Annotated in this window: 14 protein-coding genes, 1 other RNA gene and 1 pseudogene; 7 read left to right on the top strand and 9 right to left on the bottom strand. The window is 59.9% G+C overall.

What is annotated here, in order from left to right:
- The 3 genes from NW848_RS03710 to NW848_RS03700 form a co-directional block, all read left to right on the top strand.
- Window positions 1-1,706, top strand: a 1,706-nt coding sequence (locus tag NW848_RS03710; RefSeq protein ID WP_414510464.1) for a proline--tRNA ligase, incomplete at its 5' end; no start/stop codon positions are given.
- An 81-nt stretch (window positions 1,707-1,787) separates the two neighbouring features.
- The gene (locus tag NW848_RS03705; RefSeq protein WP_414510463.1) at window positions 1,788-2,345 is read left to right on the top strand and encodes a hypothetical protein; all 558 of its coding nucleotides are present in this window, start codon (window positions 1,788-1,790) and stop codon (window positions 2,343-2,345) included.
- Window positions 2,342-2,617: a hypothetical protein gene (locus NW848_RS03700; RefSeq protein WP_011431141.1), complete on the top strand. Its 276-nt coding sequence runs from the start codon at window positions 2,342-2,344 to the stop codon at window positions 2,615-2,617. The genes NW848_RS03705 and NW848_RS03700 overlap by 4 nt, the downstream gene beginning before the upstream one ends.
- Before the next feature lie 96 nt (window positions 2,618-2,713).
- Here the strand turns inward: NW848_RS03700 and NW848_RS03695 are convergent, their stop codons facing one another.
- From NW848_RS03695 to NW848_RS03685, 3 genes and pseudogenes are all read right to left on the bottom strand, one after another.
- Window positions 2,714-3,760, bottom strand: a complete 1,047-nt coding sequence (locus NW848_RS03695) for a hypothetical protein (RefSeq protein ID WP_228375300.1) — start codon at window positions 3,758-3,760, stop codon at window positions 2,714-2,716.
- A 293-nt stretch (window positions 3,761-4,053) separates the two neighbouring features.
- A pseudogene (locus tag NW848_RS03690) lies at window positions 4,054-4,437 on the bottom strand (zinc ribbon domain-containing protein); the annotation flags it as partial.
- Window positions 4,438-4,554: 117 nt separating this feature from the next.
- Entirely contained in the window at window positions 4,555-4,980 is a 426-nt protein-coding gene (locus NW848_RS03685; RefSeq protein ID WP_187147158.1) for a hypothetical protein, read from the bottom strand.
- A gap of 242 nt (window positions 4,981-5,222) precedes the next feature.
- Here NW848_RS03685 and NW848_RS03680 point away from each other — a divergent pair, with 242 nt between their 5' ends.
- Entirely contained in the window at window positions 5,223-5,357 is a 135-nt protein-coding gene (locus NW848_RS03680) for a hypothetical protein (protein WP_255322487.1), read from the top strand.
- A 366-nt stretch (window positions 5,358-5,723) separates the two neighbouring features.
- Here the strand turns inward: NW848_RS03680 and tkt are convergent, their stop codons facing one another.
- A complete protein-coding gene (gene tkt / locus NW848_RS03675) occupies window positions 5,724-7,724 on the bottom strand; it encodes a transketolase (protein WP_011431146.1) in 2,001 nt (666 codons plus the stop codon).
- 411 nt (window positions 7,725-8,135) lie between these two features.
- On the opposite strand from tkt, the gene lipA reads away from it, so the two are divergent.
- Both lipA and rnpB read left to right on the top strand, forming a co-directional pair.
- A complete protein-coding gene (gene lipA, locus NW848_RS03670; protein WP_011431147.1) occupies window positions 8,136-9,026 on the top strand; it encodes a lipoyl synthase in 891 nt (296 codons plus the stop codon).
- A 132-nt stretch (window positions 9,027-9,158) separates the two neighbouring features.
- Window positions 9,159-9,610, top strand: an RNA gene (rnpB, locus tag NW848_RS03665) — RNase P RNA component class A.
- Window positions 9,611-9,659: 49 nt separating this feature from the next.
- Here the strand turns inward: rnpB and NW848_RS03660 are convergent.
- Entirely contained in the window at window positions 9,660-10,328 is a 669-nt protein-coding gene (locus tag NW848_RS03660) for a TetR/AcrR family transcriptional regulator (protein WP_099812859.1), read from the bottom strand.
- 319 nt (window positions 10,329-10,647) lie between these two features.
- Here NW848_RS03660 and NW848_RS03655 point away from each other — a divergent pair, with 319 nt between their 5' ends.
- Window positions 10,648-11,541 carry an acyl-CoA desaturase gene (locus tag NW848_RS03655; RefSeq protein WP_011431149.1) on the top strand — a complete coding sequence of 298 codons (894 nt, stop codon included), beginning with the start codon at window positions 10,648-10,650 and terminating at the stop codon, window positions 11,539-11,541.
- Window positions 11,542-11,872: 331 nt separating this feature from the next.
- Here the strand turns inward: NW848_RS03655 and NW848_RS03650 are convergent, their stop codons facing one another.
- The 4 genes from NW848_RS03650 to NW848_RS03635 form a co-directional block, all read right to left on the bottom strand.
- A complete protein-coding gene (locus NW848_RS03650) occupies window positions 11,873-12,088 on the bottom strand; it encodes a hypothetical protein (protein ID WP_071813563.1) in 216 nt (71 codons plus the stop codon).
- 212 nt (window positions 12,089-12,300) lie between these two features.
- Window positions 12,301-12,564, bottom strand: coding sequence for a helix-turn-helix domain-containing protein (locus NW848_RS03645; RefSeq protein WP_011431151.1), 264 nt, complete (start codon window positions 12,562-12,564; stop codon window positions 12,301-12,303).
- A gap of 150 nt (window positions 12,565-12,714) precedes the next feature.
- A complete protein-coding gene (locus NW848_RS03640) occupies window positions 12,715-13,974 on the bottom strand; it encodes a sensor histidine kinase (protein ID WP_011431152.1) in 1,260 nt (419 codons plus the stop codon).
- A gap of 80 nt (window positions 13,975-14,054) precedes the next feature.
- The gene (locus NW848_RS03635; protein WP_414402891.1) at window positions 14,055-14,819 is read right to left on the bottom strand and encodes an SDR family oxidoreductase; all 765 of its coding nucleotides are present in this window, start codon (window positions 14,817-14,819) and stop codon (window positions 14,055-14,057) included.
- Window positions 14,820-15,011 lie beyond the last annotated feature (192 nt).

Genomic DNA, 15,011 nt, shown 5'->3' with positions numbered 1-15,011 from the left:
TGATCTACACCTATTTGCCGCTCCTCTGGCGGGTTTTGCAAAAGATCTCGGACATCGTCCGGGAGGAGATGAACGCCATCGGCGCTCAGGAGTGTCTGCTGCCCCAGTTGCAGCCAGCCGAGATCTGGCGGGAGTCGGGCCGCTGGGACGTGTACACCCAAGCGGAAGGGATCATGTTCGCCCTCAAAGACCGACAGGGGCGCGAGCAGGCCCTGGGCCCTACCCACGAAGAGGTGATTACCCTGCTGGCCCGGGATCTCATTCGCTCCTATCGCCAGTTGCCGCAAATTCTCTATCAAATCCAGACCAAGTTCCGCGACGAGATTCGACCCCGCTTTGGCCTGCTGCGCGGGCGGGAATTCCTCATGAAAGACGCCTACTCCTTCCACGCCAACGAAGAGAGCCTGCGCCAGACCTACCAGGACATGTACCGGGCCTACGGCCGCATCCTGCGCCGCTGCGGGCTGGAGTTCCGCGTGGTGGAGGCCGACGCCGGCGCCATCGGGGGGCCATCGGCAGCCTCGCAGGAGTTTATGGTGTTGGCCTCTGCCGGAGAAGACGAGATCCTCTACACTCCTGATGGCTCCTATGCCGCCAATGTGGAGAAGGCCGTCTCCCTTCCGCCGCCAGCAGCAGACTCCCCCTACACCACCTTCCAGGTTCTGGACACGCCGGGAACGGAAACCATCGAGAAGCTGGCCAATTTCTTGAAGATCTCCCCCACTCTGATTGTCAAAAACGTCCTCTACCAAGCCCTTTACGACAACGGCCTACGGGTGGTGGTGCTGCTGAGCATCCGCGGCGATCAAGAAGTCAATGAGGTGAAGCTGGCCAACCACCTCAACCGTCTGGCGGAGCGCTACCAAGCCAACAAGTTGCTCAAGCTCACCTTGGCGGATGCGGAGATCCAAAAAAGCTGGCAAGGGGATCCGATCCCCGTGGGCTACATCGCGCCCGACCTGCCGGATAGCTGCCTGGGCCGGCAGAAAAACCTGGCCCCTCAGATCCTGCGCCTGGCCGACCAGACGGCAGCCCTGCTGAAAAACTTTGTAACCGGCAGCAACCAGGTGGGGCGGCACGTAGTGGGGGCCAACTGGGGCGAGCAGTACCCCCTGCCGGAGGTGGTGGACGTGCGCAAAGCGCAAGCCGGGGATCGCTGTCTGCTCAACCCCGACCAGATTCTGGAAACCGCCCGCGGCATTGAGATCGGCCATATTTTCCAGTTGGGCCTCAAGTTTTCGCTGCCGATGCGGGCCAGCTTTACCGACGAGCAGGGATCCGAGCAGCCCCTGTGGATGGGCTGCTACGGCATTGGGGTATCGCGCCTGGCCCAGGCGGCGGTGGAACAGTCCCACGATGCCAATGGGATCATCTGGCCGGTGGCGATCGCCCCTTATCACGTGGTGGTGGTGGTGCCCAACGTCTCCGACCCAGAGCAGACGAAGGTGGCGGAAAAATTGGTGCAGGAACTGGCTGCTGCCGGCATCGAGACCCTCTGGGACGACCGGGACGAGCGGGCCGGCGTCAAGTTCAAAGATGCGGATCTCATCGGGATCCCTTACCGCCTTACCACCGGGCGCAGCCTTAAGCAAGGCAAGGTGGAATTGGCCGAGCGCGCCACCGGCCAAGCGGTAGAAATTCCCATTGAGGAAGTGGTGGCTACCCTCAAAGAGCGGATTGCTGCCGCTCTGGCTGTGCCAGATTGAGCAGGGCTTTTGTCGTAACCAATGCTGAACCTCTCTCTTCTCAAGGAAGACGAATCCTATACTTTTCGCTCTTATTTTGAGATGCCCTACGAGCCAGAGGAAATCCTGGCTCAGTTTAGCTACCGTCTGGAGATAGGAGAGTGGACATGGCCCGTTGCCCCTGCCCCACCCCAAACCCCAGCTCTGAAAAACCGGATCCGACAATTGTTGCCTTTGGTCAGCCTCACCAGCGAGACAGCCCGCCGAGAGCTGCTGGTGGCCCCTGTGCTGACGGAAGTGGCTCTTCACTGTCGAGTTCCTTTGCGGCTGGAATATCCCCTGATGGTCAACAATTGGCTCAAGGGCAGCCTTGATTATCTCTTGCGGGGCAAGAACATCCTGCTGGTGGTTGAAGCCAAAAAGGACGATCTGACGCGGGCTTTTGTCCAAATGGCGGTGGAGATGATCGCCCTGGCCCAGGTGGAGCCGCAAGCGCAGATCTACGGCGCTGTTACCATTGGATCTATCTGGCAGTTCGGGCAGATCCTTGGGGATCCGCGGACAATCCGACAAGACTTGACTTTGTACCGAGTACCGGAAGATCTGGAGAGCGTTGCCGGCATCCTCACGGCCATGGTAGGGGATCCCAGCCAACCATGAAACCCAAAACCCTCTGGTTTGCCCTGCAATTGATGGTGGCCGCTGCCGGGATCAGCGCGGCCATCAAATATGGCGGCCCCTACTTGGCCTTGCCGGAGACCCTGCCGGTGATCCTGGCCATGATCGTCTCGCCCGCCCTGGTCATGGCCGGGATCCTGTGGCGCTGGCAACAGCGGTCTTCTCTCTCCCCAACCCGCGCTCAAGACCGCCAGGGATCCCCGCCAACTGCAAACTCTGAGAATCCAAAAATCTCTCAGCCGCCTTTCCATTGACCCTCACCCCCACCCCCTCTCCCTCTGGGAGAGGGGAGCTTGGGCGCCACTGCCAGGCCGGCAGGGCGACACTCTCAGTCCAGCCAAGGGGACAGGCTACTGCTGGGTGAGGCGCAAGGTTACCGTCGGGCTGGTTTGGTTGCCGGAAGTGGCCGTGAGATTGATCTGATACACCGTGCCGGAGGCCGGAATGGGCGGCCGCACCGTAACGGTGAAGCGGCCCTGGGCATCGGCTTGCACAGTTTGGTTGGTCACCGTCTGTTGGGCGCTGATGATGCCCCCCAGCGAGGTCGAAGCCGTTACATTCACCCGCACCGAAGCGTTGGGAGCCGTCGTGCCCTGCAGCGTAAAGGAAGAGCCGGAAACCCGATCCCCATCGCGCAGGTTGGTGATCTGGGGCAGCAGGCTGGAGAGGCTGATCGTCGCGGCAACCTCTTGGGTGGCGAGCCGCTGGATACCACCGGCGGCCCCCTCGATCAGGCGGGCGGGCTGTTCTGCGGTCATAAAGCGCACCTGGCCGCCGTTTTCCAGGCGAGCGATGACGATCCCTTCGCGGGTGGCATCTTTTGGCTCGATCAGGGCGTTGACCACATAGGTGCCGCTGGAAACTTCCTGAGCCGGCAGGGTTTGCACCTGCCGCCCGTCCTGGACAAGGTAAACGGTTACCCGGCTGGAAGGAGTGCCTTTGACGGTTACCAGCAGGATCTCGCCCGCCGCCAAGGGGCGATTGCCGGCGTTGTGATCCACCAGGTCGATAGAGGCGCGGACGGGGTTACCCACGGTGAAGCTCCAGGTCACGCGGCGGGTCACCCCCTGGGTATTGGTGAACTCCAGCAGGACTTCCCGCCGTCCCGGCGGTAGCGGCTGCGAGGGACGGTAGGTGAAGAAATCCCGGGTAATCACCGACTCGGCAGTAACATCTTTGCCATCCACAAAAACCCGCACCGTCTCCGGACGCACGCTGACCCCATCTTGGCTGCGAAAAGAAGCCGAGATTGGCGAGGTGGGCTCCACATTGGTGGCCGCTTGAGCCGGGCTGGGATCCGTAATTTGTTGAGCCCTTGCCGGCAGGCCCGACAACCCCACCACCGCAGCGCCCATCACCAAGGCACGGGGAAACCAAGAATACAAGTTATCGCTCATGAGACCATCCAAAAAAAGTAAAAGTAAAGGACACTTCAGTTAGGTTACAGGCGAGTAGCTCAAAGGCAGAGCAAAGTCTACAAGAACATCGACCTGGACATCCTGTTTGCATCCTGTCATAGGGGTCGATTGCTGTCGATACGCCTAAACCTCGGGTTGGCTCTCCAACAGACCCAGCTCCAACGTCAGATTCGAGTAAGGTTGACTGCCATGTAAACTACCCGGCTCCGACCGCCCCCCTTCCAGCCCCCAACCCCCGTATACGGGGGCAGGGGGGCGGGGGGATTGAGGGGGGTACGAAGCGGGCTTTTGGTAGGCCTGCAGTTGGCAAGCCAACCACGGGCCCCCCTACATCCCCCCGCATGCGGGGGGATGTAGGGGGGCTGGTTTACAGCAACCCCCAAAAGTGCAATCCCGTTGGCACCGTTAAAATCTGCATCCCCTTCCCAACCACAGAGCGGGTTCACACAACGAAAATGCTTCCCTTCCCGTTGCTCAATCCAAAAACACTGGTGGCAGGTCTGCGAGCTGTAGGCAGGTGGCACCACCACAACCTGGATCCCTGCTCTCGCTGCCTTGTAGTGCACAAACTGCCTCAGTTGATAGAACGCCCAACTATTGGACCGCCGACGCTCGGTTTTGCTGCGCGGCGGTCGGTGGCTACGTTCCCGGATCCCCCCGCCCCCCAGTCCCCCCGTGTACGGGGGGATATAGGGGGATGCGGCGTTCATCTTCGCAAAGTTTAGAACCCGGTCGGGATCCCAAAGGCTATCTTTTGCCCGTTCAAGCTGGCATCAATTCACGAAAATAGCGCCTGTCTCTTGTAAATCGAGACAATGGTCGCCGGAGACATCGTTGACCAGGCGCACCTCTACGGTGATTACATTCAAGGGATCCACGCTCACCCGGTAGCCCACTGGGGACAACATCGGCGTGTTGATGGCCATGCAGTTGGGGATCGGCAGGTTGCTCAGACGCAGCGTTTCTCCCGGCGGAAGTTCCGACACCTTCTGGCGCGGATCGGTAAAGCCGTATTCCAGAGGCAGGCCGGTGCGATTGTGGATCACCAGCTCAGCAGGCAGGTTGGGGTTGAAGCGGGCCACCGGGCGATCGAAGACCAATTGATCCACACCCACCGGCAGGCGAGGCAGCGGCACTGTCCGAAAGGCAGGCTGAGCGACAGCACGGTGTCCACCCACCCAGGCTGACAAAGCGACCATGATCAAGCCGAGTCTTTTGCTTCCTTTCGCGTACCTCATGCCTCTGCCTCAGAATGCGCCTTGAAATTGGGATCCCCTTCCTTGCCTGCTTGTATTGTTCCCAAAAAGGGCTGGCCGGGCCAGGTGGTCGCTGTTTTTTCAAGGGTACGCCTCAGCAAGCTCCCCTTCCAGCTACCGCAGCACCGCACGGCAGAAATTCCGGGGGAGAAGGTTAAATTAGAGTTAACGGGGCATAAAGAGGCATGGCTATGCCAGAAAAACTGGAAAAACCGGAGAAAAACTACTCCTGGAAGGGCAGTGCCAACGCAGGCCGGGTACTGACGATTTTGGCCGTCGTGGGGGGAGCGGTGATTTTGCTGGCGGGCTTCCTGCAGTAGGCCGAGCTGTCAGATCCTCAGTTGCTCCAGGAACATCAGCATGTCGCCAGAAGCCAACGTTTTCCCTTCAAGGCGGGGGTGGAAAGGGTTAGCTTTCCAGAGGAAAGCGGATCTGGGGTCGTTTTAAACAAAGTTATGAAACTATGAAACAACTTTCTCGCTCCCCTCTCCCACAAGGGGAAAGGAGGTGGGGGGGAGGGGGCAAGGGTCTTAACCTTGTTTGAAACAACTGCAATGTTTTGCAAGTCCTGCTGAACAAGTTGTCAGCCTTCGCTAAGTCTTGTCAAGTTGTGCCACCATTGGGCAGCAAAAAAGACCCAGCAGAGAAGGGATCCCTGCTGGGTTTAGGCCGGAGGAGCAGAAACCTTAGCTTAGGAGACGGCGCGCGGTATTGAGCACATTCTCCACCGTGAAGCCGAACTTCTCCATGCACACGGGGCCGGGGGCAGAAGCGCCGAAGCGGTCGATGCCGATGGCCACCCCCTCAAAGCCCAGGTACTTGTGCCAGCCAAAGGTGGATCCCGCCTCGACGGAGACGCGCTTGGTGACCTTGGGGGGCAAGACCTCGTCGCGGTAGCTCTGGGGCTGGGCCTCAAATAGCTCCATGCAGGGCATGGAGACCACCCGTACCGCCCGGCCTTCCTGCTGCAGTTGGGCAGCGGCCTTCACCGCCAGCTCCAGCTCTGAGCCGGTGGCGATTAGGATCAGTTCTGGGTTGGGAGTATCCACCACTACATAGGCCCCCTTGGCCACCCCCTCAATGGAGGTGCCTTCCACGGGGTTAACCGCCTGCCGGGTAAACACCAGCACCGAAGGGGTGGAGGTGGACTCAAGGGCTACTTGGTAGGCTCCCACCGTCTCGCGGGCATCAGCGGGGCGGATGACGTAGAGGTTGGGGATGGCCCGCAGGGAAGCCAGCGTCTCAATGGGCTGGTGGGTGGGGCCGTCTTCTCCCAGGGCAATGGAGTCGTGGGTCATAATATGGAGCACCCGCGCCCGCGAGAGGGCCGACAGGCGAATGGCCGGCCGCATGTAGTCGCTGAAGACCAAGAAGGTGGCGTCGTAGGGAATGAGGCCGCCGTGCAGGGCTATGCCGTTGGCAATCGCCCCCATACCGTGTTCCCGTACGCCAAAGCGGAAGTTGCGCCCATGATAGGAGCCGGCCTGGAACTCCGGGATCCCCTTTAAATAGGTCATGTTGGAGTGGGCCAGATCGGCGGATCCGCCCAGCAGCTCTGGCACCGCCTTGGCCAAAGCATTGAGACAAAACTTGGAGAGGTTGCGGGTGGATTCTTTGCCGGTTTCGGCAATGGGAGCCAACGCTTCTTTCCAGCCTGCGGGCAGCTCCCCGGCCATGATGCGCTTGAATTCGGCGGCCTCTTCCGGGTAGGCCTTCTCGTAGGCGGCAAAGCGCTCGTTCCACTCCGCCTCGGCCTTGGCCCCCTTATCGATGGCCTGGCGGAAGTGGGCCAGCACCTCGTCGGGAATGTAGAACTCCGGCTCCAGCGGCCAGCCCAGATTTTGTTTGGTGAGTTTCACCTCCTCTGGCCCCAGCGGCGCCCCGTGGACGCTCTCCGTGCCGGCTTTGTTGGGGGATCCGTAGCCGATGGTGGTCTCGACAATGATCAAGGAAGGCTTGTCGGTAACTTCTTTAGCTTTCTGGATAGCGGCGGCAATTCCCTTCAGGTCGTGGTTGCCATCTTCCACTTTTTGCACATGCCACCCGTAGGCCTCGTAGCGCTTGCCCACATCTTCGGTAAAGGCAATTTCCGTGCTGCCGTCGATGGAGATGTGGTTGCTGTCGTAGAGCATGATCAGCTTGCCCAGCTTGAGGTGGCCGGCCAGCGAGGCCGCTTCCGAGGCCACCCCCTCCATGTTGCAGCCGTCGCCCAAGATCACATAAGTGTAGTGATCCACAATGGTGTGACCGGGCTTGTTGAAACGGGCGGCCAAGTGGGCCTCGGCAATGGCCAGCCCAACGGCGTTGCCCACCCCCTGCCCCAGCGGTCCGGTGGTTACCTCCACACCGGGGGTTTCAAAGTTTTCCGGGTGGCCGGGGGTTTTGGATCCCCACTGGCGAAACTGCTTGATGTCCTCTAGGCTCACATCAAAGCCGGTCAGGTGCAGCAGAGCATACTGCAGCATGCAGCCGTGGCCTGCCGAGAGGACAAAGCGATCCCGATCCACCCATTTGGGGTTGCGGGGATTGAACTTCAGGAACTGCTGCCAAAGCACATAGGCCATGGGTGCTGCCCCCATTGGCAGGCCGGGGTGACCCGAGTTGGCTTTCTGAACAGCATCCACCGCCAAAAAACGAATCGTGTTGATGGCAAGTTGTTCCAGAGAGGGAGGAGCAGCAACAACCATGTGGGGATCCCTATCGCTCGACATTCGCTTTCCAGTATGCCTTGACACGCCCACCGCCTAAAGGCGGGGGATTCTCGTCAAGGCGCTGTCAAGATGCCTCTAGACAGTTCCTTGAGGCAAGGCCCCAAGGTTCTGCTGGCTTGTCTGGGCAGGTTGGCTGAGACGTTGGCATTTCCCGGACGCTTGCCACCGGTTGGGTTTTTCACCGTGACTAGGGGCTCGCCTGAGAACGGTACGCCTCGGTGACAACTATACCATTGGCGAGCAGCTAAAGTTTGCTTCGCCTTTAAGGGCGGGGCTACTGAGCTATCCTTTTTCGGGCTTTGGCCACCGAGCCCGGTCTCGGCTGGGCAATAATGACAGGCTAAGCTGAGAGATACGCTTGCCGCCATTTCTGGTTGGAGGGTTTCATTGAGCGCTGTTTCTTCGCCTAGCGGCAAACCTCCCTGGCTGCGGGCCAAAGCCCCCCAGCGGGCCGGATCCGTCCAGCAACTGCTGCGGGACTTGGGCCTGAATACCGTTTGCGAGGAGGCTTCCTGTCCCAACCTAGGGGAGTGCTTTGCCAACGGCACCGCCACCTTTTTAATCATGGGCCCGGCCTGTACCCGCGCCTGCCCCTACTGCGATATCGACTTCACCAAACGGCCTCCGCCTTTGGATCCCACTGAGCCGCTGCGGGTGGCCACAGCGGTGCAACGGCTAGGGCTACGCCATGCGGTGATTACCTCGGTGAATCGGGACGACCTCCCCGATGGGGGAGCCAGCCAGTTTGTTGCTTGCATTACCGAAATCCGCTGCCGCATGCCCCAGACAACCATCGAGGTCTTGATCCCAGATCTGTGCGGCAACTGGCAGGCCTTGGAGCAAATTCTCGCCGCCCGCCCGACGGTGCTCAACCACAACACGGAAACCGTGCCCCGCCTCTACCGGCGAGTGCGCCCCCAGGGGAACTACGAGCGTTCCCTGCGGCTTTTGGAACTGGCGCGGCAATGGGATCCCGGCCTCTACACCAAGTCGGGGGTGATGCTGGGCTTGGGAGAGACCGCCGAGGAGATTTTGCAGATAATGCAAGATCTACGCCGGGTAGGCTGCGACATCCTCACTCTTGGCCAATACCTTCCTCCCAGCCCCAAACACCTGCCGGTGGAGCGCTACGTGCCCCCAGAGGAGTTTGACCACTGGCGACAGGTGGGGGAAGAGTTGGGCTTTTTGCAGGTGGTGTCCTCCCCGCTTACCCGCAGCTCCTACCATGCCGAGGCTGTCCAAGAGCTGATGCAGCGCTTTCCTCGACCAGGAACGTAGACCTAGGGGGATGGAGTCCCTGCGGAGCAGGAACAGCGGGGTCAGCTTTGCAGGCCGGCTGGCCAGCAACGCGGAGCCTAGGCGCAGAGAGATTTTCTGCGCTGGGGGGATGCGCTAGGATTGAAATGAAGAGATAGGAGGGGCAGGCGGTCGCGTCCTCGCTGCCGCCACCAGGCAGCAGGATGAGGAAAGTCCGGGCTTTCAGAAGAACACACCGCTGGGGAAAGCCCAGTGCGGGAAACCGCGAGGATAGTGCCACAGAAACATACCGCCGATGGCTGGGATCCCAGCACAGGTAAGGGTGCAAAGGTGGGGTAAGAGCCCACCAGCAGCGTCGTGAGGCGCTGGCTCGGTAAACCCCGGTGGAAAGCAAGGCCGCAGCCGCAGGACTATGGCTGTTCTTCGCCCCTGTCGGCTGCACCGAGGTCACGGTACTCAGCCAAGCGGTTGGGGGAGGGTGGTCTCGGTGGTGGTGAGCCGCTAGAGGGTGATGGCAACATCACTCCCAGAGAGATGACCGCCAGTGCGGGCTGCTCCTTGGAGCACCCCACTACAGAACCCGGCTTACAACCTCCTCATCTCTTCTTCTTTTTTTGGGATTGCCTCCTTCCAACCCCGAGAGAGTCTTTTGCACTAGGTTTCCTTCATGCCCCTCAAGGCTGCCATCCACAGCTTTACGCAGGCGTAGAGGAGAGGGGGAGTGCTGCTGTTGTTGTCATAAGTGCCCTTGTCCGCTGGGTCGGAGGAGGGCTGGTCGCCGTCGCCAGCAGGCAAGCCAGCGGTAACGGCTAATACAGCCGTCCCCAAAATCATCAGATGGAGAACTCCAGCAGCTGCGTGAAGGCACCCAGAGTCGACGGCTTGTAGCTCCGGGCTAGGGAGCTGCTGGAGGTAGTGGGCTAGCTGCTCTTGGGCCTGCAGGAAGCCTGCTCTCAAGGCGCGGCGATGCTCCTCGGAGTAGAAGCCTGCTTCTCCCACCAACGAGCGCACCAGCTCAGGGTTATTAGCTAGAGCTTGGAAGCAGGTTTGGACATAGCGGAGGAGAATGGCTTGTAGCTCAGAGCCCCGGAAGGTAGTGGGGTCTGCTGGGAGGGGTAAGTCGGCAATGCCGGAGAAAACTCCCAGCTCAGCAAATACAGCCAGGAGCAGCCCCTGCTTGCTGCCAAAGTGACGAAACAGGGTTACTTCATGAACGCCGGCCAAGTCTGCAATTTGACGGGTGGTGGTCTGAGTGATGCCCTGGCGGACGAAGAGGTCTCGAGCCGCGTTCAGCAGCCTTTGCCGGGAAGAAGGACGTGCCATGGTAGGTGATGGGGTAAGGAGTCAAGAGAAGGCGCTCAAGGTAGTGGCAATCTGCAAGCAGCACTTGCATTTGAGGTGAAATATCGTTAAGCTTAGCCTCAGGCGAGATCAAACCTGCTGCCTTTCTGCTCTCTCATAGCGGCTCTCACTGCTGAAGCTTGCTTGGCCAGGCCTTTGGGGATCCCGGCTTGCCTTTCAGGGACATGAGCTCGTTGTAAGCTAAGCCAGGGATGCGGTGGCCTATGCATGAGAAGCAACTTTGCGAGGAGGTATTTGATCCTGCGCTGCCCTTACTCCTTTTCTGAGGTTTTGCTGGTTCATGGCCGTTTCCCTTCCCACCCAATCGCTGGACAATCCCAACCGTTTTGCTTCGCTAGCTCAGCCTGAGCCCCAAAAGTCTTTTCGGTTTGCCTGGGAATTTGTTCTTTTTTTCGTTGTTTTTCACGCCCTCGCTTTAGTGGGCGGCATCGTTTGCTTTTCCTGGCCAGCCTTGGGGGTGGCCCTATTGCTTCACTGGTGCTTCGGCAGCTTGGGCATCTGCCTGGGGTATCATCGTCTGCTTAGCCATCGCAGCTTCCAAGTGCCCAAGTGGCTGGAATATGTCTTTGCTACCTTCGGTGCTCTCGCCATCCAGGGGGGGCCGATCTTTTGGGTGGCCGGCCATCGTCAGCATCACGCTTTTACTGAAGACGAAGAGCGGGATCCCTACTCTGCTCGCAAGGGCTTTTGGTGGAGCCACATGCTCTGGCTCATTTACCAACGGGAAGAGTTTTTTAACCGTGAGAAGTATTCTGCCTTTGCGCCGGATTTGGCTCGGGATCCTTTTTATCGCTGGCTAGACAAGTATGGGCTGCTGCTGCAACTGCCGCTGGCTGGAGTGCTTTACCTGCTCGGCGGTTGGCCGTTCGTTATCTACGGCATCTTCGTGCGGACAGTGCTGCTGCTGCACTGCACCTGGTTGATCAACTCTGCCAGCCACTTCTGGGGCTACCGGACTTTCGAGAGCGACGACAATGCCCGTAACCTTTGGTGGGCGGCTCTCCTCACCTACGGTGAAGGCTGGCACAACAACCATCACGCCGACCCGAAGTGCGTGAAAGCAGGTTTGCGCTGGTGGGAAATTGACATGACCTACTGGGTCATTTGGGTGTTGGCAAGACTGGGTTTGGCTCGTAAGTTGCACTTGCCTGCTCAAAGTCAGCCAACTCGCTAAACAGTCTCTGCCTCAGAGCTTCTAGAACCATCGACAGAGTTACCCCCGTCGTACGGGCAATTCCTGCTAAGACAGTTCGTTGTGCTGCTCGGCGGATCCCTCTCCCTTTTTTGGGAGAGGGGTTAAGGGTGAGGGGCCTGTATGCGCTAGCGCGAGCTCGTTAGCGGCGCAGAGCGCTCAAGGTCTGTCTCGACTTGGTTTGGAGCGGCTGCCCAGTTATCGGTTCCAGTTGGGAGGTGGGTCGGTATCGCCCTGCGGGGAGGTGGTAGTGCTCACCAAACAACCCAAAGGTCTGGCGTTCCGGTAATCCCTCTTCGGCAATGCAGGAGGGCTAGTCCTGTAACGGGCTGTACTGCCATGTCCCGTAGTGGTCAAGAACGCGCTGAACTTGCTCTGGGTCAGCGTCGGCCTCTTGGCGAATTTGCAGCGCCTCGATTTGGCTATCGGAGTAGCGAAAGATGGAGTCTTTTCTGCATTCCAGCTCTGCTTCCACCCCTGGAATGCAGGCCAGATGGGCAGCCACCTCTCGATAAACCATCAGGGGCATGGAATCATAACGAACAGCGTAGCGTTTCAACTCAGCAAGGCTCACGATAGGCAAGGAAAGGAGAAACTAGGGATCCAGGTAACAAACAGCTTCACCACAACGGCCAATGACATCTTGCGAATGTCTCGCTACTTTTGAGGTAAAAAAGCCCTGCTCTGCATTTAATTGCCTGCCAAAACAAAGAGGGGGCAGAGAGAGTCTCCGAGATGTGGCTAAGCAATTTTGTCGTTGGCCAACGTACAGCAATTGACCTGATCTAGGCAAACTTTTCCCCATTGCAAGGCCCAGCGCACCAAAGCGACGCGATTTGACGTTCGCGTCTTGCTCAGAATATTGCTGATGTGATTGTCAACAGTGCGCTTGCTAATCTCTAAGCGCTCTGCAATGTCCTGATTGGTCAGGCCCGCTGCGATTAACTCGAGAACCTGCAGCTCACGCTCCGACAACAAATCAGCGGAATGATAGTCTGCGCCCATTCCGAATGCCCAGTGTACAAACTGTAAGGATTACCTAGACCAATTCTAGGGGATCCCCTCCAACATGGATAGCCCCGCCGGAGGAAAATCTGGGGCAGTTCTCAGGTCGAAGGGCTTGGTGATGTTGATGGGAGCGCTTCTGGGCAGCTTTCACAGGGCATCGGCGTGTTTCCGGGGCAGCTCCACCTGCACCCACAGCCCACCTGCTTGCGGGTGATTGCGCAGACGGATTGTACCCCCGTGTAGTTCCACGATTTGCCGCACGATCGCCAGCCCCAGGCCGGTGCCGCCTTTGCTGCGGGCCCGCGCCGCGTCGGTGCGGTAAAAGGGTTGAAAGACCAGCTCAAATTGATCCTCCGGCAGGCCAGGGCCATGGTCGTACACCTCCAGCCGCACTTGCGATTCCTGTTCCGACAGGGCCACGTGAATGGGGGAGTCGGTTCCGCCATATTTGATGGCGTTGTCCAAGAGGTTAAGGACGAGGCGGTAGAGGCGCTGTTCATCTCCCCAGAGATAGAGCTGGGAGGGGCCGCTTAGATCCAGTTCCTGCTGGCGGGGCTTGGCCAGCGGTTCCAGGCTCTGCCAGGCTTCGCGCACCAAGCTTGCCAGATCCACCCAGCGCCATTGGGATCGCGATGCGGCCCCCAGGTTGAGGGCGCTCAGTTCCAGCAAGTCTTGCACCAACTGGCTGAGGCGCAGCGTCTCGTTCAGCAATCGTTCCACCCAAACTGCTTGCGCGGCATCGACGCGGCTGTGCAGGGTTTCCGCTAGCAGGCGAATCGAGGTGAGGGGGGTCTTCAGCTCGTGGGCCACATCCGAGGCCCAGCGATCCCGTTGTTGGGCCAGCAGAGTTGCCTCTAGGCGGTCTTCCAAGAAGATGGCCACGTGGGCCTGGGGCAGGGGCAGCCCCCAAGCCCGCAGCGGCACCGGTTTGTCCTCGCCCCCGGAAGGGTAGAAGATCCACTCGCGGCTCTGGATGGGAGCGGTAGCTTCCTGGCGGCGGGTGGCTTCGATAAGCTGATCCAACTCGTAGGAGCGCACCCACTCCAGCAGGAGCTTGATGCCCGGCTGCCACTGGCTGATGCGCAGCAGACGCTGGGCGGCAGGGTTACACTCCCAGACCACGTTGTTCTCGTCTACCCGCAGATATCCCCAGGGCAGGTGGTGGCTGAGATACCGCCAGTCCTGTAGGTATCGTTTTTGGCGGGCCCACTCCAGTTCTTGTTGGCGAAGGTGGTGGCTGAGCCGGCTGAGCATCTGTTCAGGCGAGCTGAGAGGCAGGGCCAGGTGCATCAGGGATCCCAACTGTTGCAATTGGCGGCCGAAGCGGCGCCGGCTCTGCCAGAGCAAAATCAGCGTGCCGAGTAGGCCGATGCCCAACCCAATGAGGATCCCGCTTTCCAGTCCCATGGGCCCACCCCCTTTGCCGCCATTGTCGCCCAGGCATGGGGGAGTGAATACCCAACAACGACGGATACGGCATCACATCCCTAGCGACGATGCACCATCGTCGTGCTGGCCTGGTCGGTGGGCAGCAGCAAGACTTCGCTCAGGTTGACGTGGGGGGGACGGGTAACGGCAAACAGCACCACCTCGGCCACATCCATCGCCGTCAGGGGGGTGAGGCCCCGGTAGACGGCTGCCGCCCGCTCGCGATCGCCGCGGAAGCGCACTTGGCTGAACTCGGTTTCCACCAAGCCGGGCTGGATCTCGGTGACGCGAATGGAGGTGCCCAGCAGATCCAGCTTCAGTCCCTCGGAGATGGCCCGCACGGCGGCCTTGGAAGCGCAATAGACGGCGCCGCCGGGGTAGGTCTGGCGACCGGCAATGGAGCCGATGTTGACCACATGGCCCCGGCCCCGCTCCAGCATGCCGGGCAAGACGGCGCGGGTAACATACAGCAAGCCCTTGAGGTTGGTATCGATCATCTCCTCCCAATCTTGCACAGCCCCGCTGTGGAGCTTGTCCAAGCCGCGACTGAGGCCGGCGTTGTTGATCAAAATGTCGATTTCAGCCCAGGCCGGCGGCAAAGACTGGAACGCCTGCTGCACGGCTGCCCTATCTCGCACATCCAAAGTCAGCAAGTATGAGGAAGCACCGTAAGCCTGCTGCAACTCCGCGGCCAGCTCCTGTAGCCGCTCCTGACGGCGGGCCACCAGGATCAGCTTGGCTCCAGAACGGGCAAAAAGCGTGGCACAGGCTGCCCCGATGCCGCTGCTGGCGCCGGTGATGAGCACAATGGCGTTTTCAAGCATAGTCCGCAAGAGTTAAGGGGCTACCAAGGGGATCCGCAACTCGAACGGGCCCCCGGCTGAAGAGAGTATTCCAGCAGCTTAACGCAGGCATAGAGCGTATCCAAGTGACATCCTCTCCCGCTAAGCCCTGACGGGCCGTAGACGGGAGCTTCCGAGAATCACTTCTCGGAGTTGCTGCTTCAACGGACTGGT

The organism is Synechococcus sp. RC10A2, from assembly GCF_047502605.1.
The sequence above is the reverse complement of the archived record's forward strand: the minus strand, read 5'-3'. Positions and strand labels throughout refer to the sequence as shown.

What these genes read in the sequence shown, in the direction of transcription:
- NW848_RS03705 (WP_414510463.1), top strand. Translation starts at nt 1,788, where the DNA reads ATGCCCTACGAGCCAGAGGAAATCCTGGCTCAGTTTAGCTACCGTCTG.
- NW848_RS03700 (WP_011431141.1), top strand. Translation starts at nt 2,342, where the DNA reads ATGAAACCCAAAACCCTCTGGTTTGCCCTGCAATTGATGGTGGCCGCT.
- NW848_RS03695 (WP_228375300.1), bottom strand. Translation starts at nt 3,760, where the DNA reads ATGAGCGATAACTTGTATTCTTGGTTTCCCCGTGCCTTGGTGATGGGC.
- NW848_RS03685 (WP_187147158.1), bottom strand. Translation starts at nt 4,980, where the DNA reads ATGGTCGCTTTGTCAGCCTGGGTGGGTGGACACCGTGCTGTCGCTCAG.
- NW848_RS03680 (WP_255322487.1), top strand. Translation starts at nt 5,223, where the DNA reads ATGGCTATGCCAGAAAAACTGGAAAAACCGGAGAAAAACTACTCCTGG.
- tkt (WP_011431146.1), bottom strand. Translation starts at nt 7,724, where the DNA reads ATGGTTGTTGCTGCTCCTCCCTCTCTGGAACAACTTGCCATCAACACG.
- NW848_RS03660 (WP_099812859.1), bottom strand. Translation starts at nt 10,328, where the DNA reads ATGGCACGTCCTTCTTCCCGGCAAAGGCTGCTGAACGCGGCTCGAGAC.
- NW848_RS03655 (WP_011431149.1), top strand. Translation starts at nt 10,648, where the DNA reads ATGGCCGTTTCCCTTCCCACCCAATCGCTGGACAATCCCAACCGTTTT.
- NW848_RS03650 (WP_071813563.1), bottom strand. Translation starts at nt 12,088, where the DNA reads ATGCCCCTGATGGTTTATCGAGAGGTGGCTGCCCATCTGGCCTGCATT.
- NW848_RS03645 (WP_011431151.1), bottom strand. Translation starts at nt 12,564, where the DNA reads ATGGGCGCAGACTATCATTCCGCTGATTTGTTGTCGGAGCGTGAGCTG.
- NW848_RS03640 (WP_011431152.1), bottom strand. Translation starts at nt 13,974, where the DNA reads ATGGGACTGGAAAGCGGGATCCTCATTGGGTTGGGCATCGGCCTACTC.
- NW848_RS03635 (WP_414402891.1), bottom strand. Translation starts at nt 14,819, where the DNA reads ATGCTTGAAAACGCCATTGTGCTCATCACCGGCGCCAGCAGCGGCATC.